At 74.4% G+C, this 4,729-nt stretch carries 1 protein-coding gene; it reads right to left on the bottom strand.

What is annotated here, in order from left to right; genetic code table 11:
- On the bottom strand, positions 1-4,681 hold a 4,681-nt coding region (locus ACIP4Y_RS38410; protein ID WP_401401799.1), incomplete at its 3' end, for a beta-ketoacyl synthase N-terminal-like domain-containing protein.
- Between the last annotated feature and the right edge of the window lie 48 nt (positions 4,682-4,729).

The raw sequence follows: 4,729 nt of genomic DNA on the forward strand, positions 1-4,729 counted from the left end.
CGAACAAGCGACTGCCCCGCACCGCGATCTGCGGTTCACCGACGGCCAGTACAGCCGCAAGCAGCGACTCGACGTCCATGCCGGCAGGCGTATCCGTGTCGAGCAGGACGATCCGGTCCGGATTCTCCGCCTGGGCCACCCGAACCAGACCCCAGACGGCCGCGGCGGCCGGATCGGTCACCGTCTGCTCGCCGGCGGCAGGCATCGCGCCCCGGGTGACGACGACCAGCTGGGCCGCCTCCAGGCTCGGGCTGGCCAGCCACGCCTGGACGATCTCCAGCACGCGACCCGTCAGCGCCAGCGCCGCCGCGTCGTCCGCCGTCTCGGTGCGACCGGCTTCCAGCACGACCACCGGGGGCACTCCCGAGCCGTCGGTCAGCGCGGCCACGTGCGCGGGCTCGGTGATCGGCACCCAGGCGGGCGGCAGGTCCGTGCCCGGCTCCGTGGTCCCTGGCAGCTCCGTCCACTCGATGCGGAACAGGGAGTCCCGGCTGTCGTCGGCCGCCGCGCCGAGCTGGTCGGCGGACACGGCCCGGGAGACCAGCGACCGCAGCGTGAGCACCGGCGCACCGGTCTCGTCCGCCGCCTGCAGGGACAGCGCGTCGGGCGCGGAGCGGGTCAGGCGCACGCGCAGCGCGGTGGCGCCCGACGCGTGCAGGTGCAGCCCGTTCCAGCCGAACGGGAGGTGGACGCCGTTGCCGTCGTCGGTGCGGTTCTCGCCCTCGGGGTCGGCCAGCGCCACATCCAGCATCGCGGGGTGCAGCGCGGCGTCGAGGAGGGCCGGGTGGATGCCGAACCGTGCGGCGCCGGCCCGCTGGTCCTCGGGCAGCGCGACCTCGGCGAAGAGATCGTCACCGCGCCGCCACAGGGCTCGTACGCCCTGGAAGACCGGCCCGTAGCCGTATCCGGCAGCGGCGAGCAGCTCGTAGCCACCGGAGACGTCCACCTGCCGGGCGCCGGTGGGCGGCCACACGGCGAGGTCGGCGGCCGGCGGGGCCGGGTCGGCAGGCGCCGGCGCGGTCAGGGTGCCGGCGGCGTGCCGGGTCCAGGCGTCGGCACCGACGTCTCCGCGGGCGTCCTCGGGCGCCGAGTACACGGCGACCGTCCGGGAGCCCGTCTCCGCCGGGCCGCCGACGGCGACCTGGAGGCGCACCCCGCCCTGCTCCGGCAGCACCAGCGGCGCCTCGATGACCAGTTCGTCGAGGACACCGCAGCCCACTTCGTCACCGGCCCGCACGGCCAGCTCCACCAGCCCGGTGCCGGGGACGAGCACCGCCCCGCCGACCGCGTGGTCAGCCAGCCAGGGGTGCGTGCGCAGGGACAGCCGGGAGGTGCACAACACCCCGCCGGTATCGGGCACTTCGACCACAGCGCCGAGCAGGGGGTGGTCGGCACCGGCCTGCCCGAGGGCGACGGCGTCCGCCGCGGGGGCGGGCTTGAGCCAGTAGTGGCGGTGGTCGAAGGCGTACGTCGGCAGGTCCACCTGTACGGTATCGGCGCCGACCGGCAGGACGCCCGTCCAGTCCAGCTCCACGCCCCTGACGAAGACCTCGGCCATCGACGTCAACAGGCGCCGCAGGCCGCCTTCTTCGCGGCGCAGGGAACCGGTGACGACGGCCTCCGTCCCCGTCTCGTCCACGATCTCGTTCACGGGCTGGACGAGGACCGGGTGAGCACTGGACTCGATGAACACCGAGTGGCCCTCGGCGAGGAGCGCGGAGATCGCAGGGCCGAAACGGACCCGGCTGCGCAGGTTGCGATACCAGTAACCGCCATCCAGGACACCCGCCTCGCGCACCCACTCACCGGTCACCGTCGAGAAGAACGGCACCACGGGCGCCTGGCTGCGGATGCCGGCGAACGCCTCGGCCAGCGCGTCCTCGATCGCCTCGACATGGCGGGTGTGGGAGGCGTAGTCCACCGCCACCCGGCGCACCCGCACCCCGTCGGCCTCCAGCGCGGCCAGCGCCTCGTCCAGTGCCCCGGCGTCACCGGCGATCACCACCGAAGAGGGACCGTTGACGGCGGCCACCTCGACCCGCCCGTCCCACGCGGTGATGCGCTCGCCCGCTTCCGTCTCGGACAACGCCACGGAGGCCATACCGCCCCGGCCCGCCAGCTCCCCGGCGATCACCTGACTGCGCACGGCCACGATCCGCGCCGCATCCTCCAGCGACAACGCACCGGCCACGCAGGCGGCGGCGATCTCACCCTGCGAGTGCCCGACCACCGCATCCGGCACAACCCCAACAGAAGCCCACACCGCGGCCAGACCCACCATCACCGCGAAGCTCGCCGGCTGCACCACGTCCACCCGCGCCAGCAGATCGACATCACCCCGAAGGACAGCCGCCAAGTCCCACTCCACCCAAGGCTCCAGAGCCCGGGCGCACTCCGCGATCCGCTCCGCGAACACCGGGGAGGACTCCAGCAGCTCCCGCCCCATCCCCAGCCACTGCGAACCCTGCCCCGGGAACACCAACACCGTCCGCCCAGACGCCCCCGCCGAACCGAGCACCACCGCAGGGCTGTTCTCGCCCTTGGCCAGCGCGCCCAGCCCGGCCACCGCCTCCTCCCGGGTCCCGGCGACGACCACGGCCCGCTCGTTCAGGAGGGCCCGACGGGCCGCCAACGCCCCCGCGACCTCCGCCGGCGATGCCTCCGTTTCCCCGGCGAACGCCGCCAGTCGCTCCGCCTGCGCGGACAGCGAGCCCTGCGACGCCGCCGACACCACCAGCGGCACCACACCGTCGTACGCCTCCGGAGTGGCGACCGGCTCCTCCGGTGCCTGCTCGAAGATGAGGTGGGCGTTGGTGCCGCTCAGGCCGAAGGAGGAGACGCCGACGCGGCGCGGACGGCCGCTGTCGGGCCACTCCCGGGCCTCCGTGAGGAGTTCGACGGAGCCCGCCGACCAGTCGACCTGCGGGGTGGGTTCCGCCACGTGCAGGGTCGGGGGCAGGACGCCGTGCCGCAGCGCCTCCACCATCTTGATCACACCGGCGACGCCGGCGGCGGCCTGGGTGTGCCCGATGTTGGACTTCACCGAGCCCAGCCACAGGGGCTCTTCGCGGTCGCGGCCGTAGGTGGCCAGCAGGGCCTGGGCTTCGATGGGGTCGCCGAGCGCCGTGCCCGTGCCGTGGGCCTCGACGGCGTCGACGTCCGTCGCGGCCAGCCCGGCCGCCGCCAGCGCGCGGCGGATCACCCGCTGCTGCGAGGGGCCGTTGGGGGCGGTGAGGCCGTTGGAGGCGCCGTCCTGGTTGATCGCGCTGCCGCGCAGCACGGCGAGGACGCGATGGCCCTTGCGGCGCGCCTCCGAGAGGCGTTCCAGGGCGACCACGCCGACGCCCTCGGCCCAGCCGGTGCCGTCGGCGGTGGAGGAGAAGGCCTTGCAGCGGCCGTCGGGGGCGAGTGCCCGCTGCCGGGAGAACTCCACGAAGGTGCCGGGGGTCGCCATGATGGTCGCGCCGCCGGCCAGCGCGAGGGAGCACTCGCCGTTGCGCAGCGCCTGAGCGGCCAGGTGCATGGCGACCAGGGAGGACGAGCAGGCGGTGTCCACGGTCACGGCCGGGCCCTCGAAGCCGAAGACGTACGACACCCGGCCCGAGGCCACGCTCACCGCGGAGCCGGTGGCCGTGAAGCCCCCCAGCTCGGGCGGGATGTCGCCGCCGATGCCGTAGCCCTGGGTCATCACGCCGGAGAACACGCCGACGTCCGAGCCCTTCAGCGCGGACGGGTTCACGCCCGCCCGCTCCAGCGCCTCCCAGGAGGTCTCCAGCAGCAGCCGCTGCTGCGGGTCCATCGCCAGCGCCTCACGCGGCGAGATACCGAAGAAGCCGGCGTCGAACAGGCCCGCCTCGTGCAGGAAGCCGCCCTGGTCGACGTACGAGGTGCCGATGTTCTCGGGGTCGGTGTCGAAGAGGTCGTCCACGTCCCAGCCGCGGTCGGCGGGGAACCCGGAGATCGCGTCATGGCCCTCGACCACCAAGCGCCACAGCTCCTCGGGGCTGTTGACGCCTCCGGGCAGGCGGCAGGCCATGCCGACGACGGCGATCGGCTCGTCCGGGTCGGCCACGACGACCGTGGGGGCCGCCGCGCCGAGGACGCTGCCACTCGCTCCCACCAGCTCGTCGCGGAGGAAGCGGGCGAGGGCGACCGGGGTCGGGTAGTCGTAGACAAGGGTGGCCGGGAGGCCGAGCCGGGTCGTCTCGCGGAGCCGGTTGCGCAGCTGGACGGCGGTGAGCGAGTCGAACCCGGCGTCCTTGAACGCCTTGTCGGCCTTGACCTTCTCGGGTCCGGTGTGACCGAGCACGGTCGCGACATGGGTGCGGACCAGGTCCAGGAGCAGGGCCTCCTGCTCGGCCGGGCTCAGGCCCGCGAGCCGGCCGGCCAGGCCGCTGCCGCGTCCGGCGGCGATGCGGGCGGCGGCGCGCCGGCTGTGCGGTATCAGCGTGCGCAGCAGGGACGGCATGTCGCCGCCGGCCGCGGCCTCGGCACGTACGGCCCGCAGGTCCAGCTTGATCGGGACGAGGAGGCTCTCGCCGGTGTGCAGGGCCGCGTCGAACAGCTCCAGGCCCTCGTCGGCGGTGATCGCCTGGAACCCGCCGCGGTTCATGCGGGCCTGGTCGACGTCGTTCAGGTGGGCGGTCATGCCGGTGGCCTGCTCCCACAGACCCCACGCCAACGACACACCCGACAGCCCGGCGGCCCGCCGACGCTGCACCACCGCGTC

The sequence above is a fragment of the Streptomyces sp. NPDC088810 genome (genome assembly GCF_044750305.1).
Classification (GTDB): domain Bacteria; phylum Actinomycetota; class Actinomycetes; order Streptomycetales; family Streptomycetaceae; genus Streptomyces.